Here is a 2,609-nt window from a genome sequence, read left to right on the forward strand (position 1 = left end):
GTGGCCGGAATGGCCTTATTGATCAGATAGCCGCCCTGGCTGATGGCAATCAGCGTGATCATGTTGGCGCTGATCGGTGGAAAGCCGTGGGTTTGCGGTATGACGCCGTGGATTTGTGGCGTGATGCTGTCGATCATCAGACCGATCTCCACCCCATAGACGATCAATGACGCCAGCGAGAAAAACAGCATCTGCACCCGGGCGATGTCGATATGCCCGGCATCGGCCAGCTCCTCGCCGGTGAGCAAGTCGCGCCAGCGGGCCTGCCCCATCTGCTTATTGGCGACCAAGACGCCCTGATTGGTCAATTGGCCGTCGTCGACGTGCATCTGACCGGCCATGGCGGTCAATGCGCTTTGGGCAGTAGCCTCCGGCACACTGGTATTTTTCTTCGTGGCCAGAATCAGCGACGAGCCGACCAGCGAGGTGGCGCTGATGCCCATCAGCGTCAGCAGCGTCGACGGCAGCTGGATATCGATCGCCGCCGGATCGCGCCGGCTCAGATTGATGATGGCCATCGCCAGGATGGCCGCGAACACCAACAGCGACCAGCCTGCCGTCTGCAGCCTCGCCAGCGAATAGACATTGCGGCTGTCGATCAGCATGCCGAGCAGGTGGTGGGTGATCCACAGCCCCAAGGCGCCGAACAGCAAGACCATCGCCAGCAGATCAAAAACCAGGGTCAGCGTGTAGCCGCCTTGCGCTGCCGTATAGGTCGAGGCGGCGATGCTGGCCGCGCCCAGCAGCATGGCGCCGAGTGCGCCGGTCGCTGAATACAGGTTGTCGGCCATGGCTTGGCTCCTTTGTGTGTTTACGGCTGGGTGGCGGGCGGCGCGGGGCGGCCTTTTTGCTTCCATTGCATGATCGCGTCGTGTGCCGCGTGGAGGAATGCCGCCGTGGCCTGCGGCTGGCCGGCGGCGGCATTGAAGTTGTCGACGATGGCTTGCTGCGCTGCCGGCGGTGTGATGCTCAAATGGCGTGCCAGCGCCACTTGCGCGAACCCCGCCGTCGAAGCGTCCGCCCCGCTGGCGGTGGCGGTGGTGGCCGCCAACGGCCCAGGCGCCGGGTTCTGCAGGGTGTCCGGCGTGTTGCGCTTGGCGTTGAGCAACAGCGATTCGAAGCCTTGCGCGGCATTGTCGCGCGCGGTCAACGGCGCGCCCAGGTCGAACAGATTGGCGAGTGTTTTGGCAATCGCGCTGTGGTCGTAAGGGCGGTGGTCGATGACGTTTTGCCCCACCCAGGGCGAGGCGATGATGCAGGGCACGCGCAGCCCGAGCCGGTCGAAGGCGAAGTTGTGCCGATTGTTGGCCGAACCCGGCTGGGTGTCGCCCGGCGGCGTCGCCGCGGGCGGTGCGACGTGGTCGTAGAAGCCGCCATGCTCGTCGAACAGCACTACCAGCAGGCTGCTGTCCCACACGGACGACGCGTGCAGGGTTTCGTACACCGTTTTGATCAGCTGTTCGCCGCGGCGCACGTCGCCGAGCGGATGCATGCTGTTGCCGCCCTGGAAGTTGTGCAGCACATCGTAATCCGGTTCGATGAAGACGTACGCGGCGTTAAAGGCGGGATCGTTGATGACTTCGCTCAAGTGGTCGATGTCGTGAAAATGGCCATTGGCCTCGGCGGCCGTCATGCCCTTGATCGCCAGCACCTGGGGAAACGCGTCGCCCTCGATCACCTTCCAGTCGAGCCCTTTGCTGGTCAGGCGGTCGAAAATCGTGCCATTGGGCAAGTCGAAGCCGAGGGCGAAGTCCTCCGCCGTAGCCATGTTGCTCGGGCTATCGTCCAGGCCGGCGCTGGAGGCGGCATGCACGAAAAAGCGGTTGGGCCACGTCGGGCCAGGCAGAGACGAATACCAGGCGTCGCAGAGCACGAATTCGCGCGCCAGCGCGTTGAGCACCGGCAGTTGCTCCCGGGAGAAGCTTCGCATCACCAGGCCGGGCGCATCGGAACCGCCGTCGACGGCATTGGCGACGAAGCCGCTGTTGGCAAGGCCTGGCGCGGCCTGCGGATAGGCGTTGCCGGCGAGGCGGCCGTCGGCATCGATATTCGGCGCCGACCAGGCGCCGCCGCCGCACAGGCAGACCAGCGTATTGGAAAATTCGTGACCGGGGTCCTTGTTGCCGGCGCTGAGCTGAAACGGCGCATCGCCCACGCTGGCGGGGACCGAGGCGTTGCCGGGCAGCGGGTTGGCCGGCGGCGCGGCGGCATCGAGACCATTGGCCCGCGTCGGGGCGCCGGTGACCGCGTCGGTCCCGGTGATGTCGGAGAAGCCGAAAATATGGTCGAACGAGCGGTTCTCTAGCATGAGAACGAATACGTGATTGATCGGCGTTGCCATCGATCTGCTCCTGGGGGCCTGGCGCTATATGCAATGAGTTGTAGTACAAAAAACATGATATGTCGTTGGGCTAAATGAACGACATAAAGACGGGAGTGGGGAGTAGGGAGTGGGGAGTCGAACGTAGCGTGCGTTCGCGCAGCAACGCACGTTTCAACGCACGGTGACACCGGGTTCGGGGAGCGTTCGCTCCCCGCCTCCAGGTTAGGGTGTTAATCGGCGGTCAACACCAAGCATCCCGCCACCTCGCGCAGGCGCGCGGCGTTTT

General features: G+C 64.2%; 2 protein-coding genes. Both read right to left on the reverse strand.

Features of this window, described 5'->3' with window-relative positions; genetic code table 11:
• Positions 1 to 791: hypothetical protein (locus JOZ06_RS17750; RefSeq protein WP_293234870.1), on the reverse strand; the 791-nt coding region annotated here is incomplete at its 3' end.
• 20 nt (positions 792 to 811) lie between these two features.
• A complete protein-coding gene (locus JOZ06_RS17755) occupies positions 812 to 2,341 on the reverse strand; it encodes an alkaline phosphatase family protein (protein WP_293234871.1) in 1,530 nt (509 codons plus the stop codon).
• Positions 2,342 to 2,609: the final 268 nt, after the last annotated feature.

The organism is Paludibacterium sp. (genome assembly GCF_019232825.1).
Taxonomy (GTDB): domain Bacteria; phylum Pseudomonadota; class Gammaproteobacteria; order Burkholderiales; family Chromobacteriaceae; genus Paludibacterium.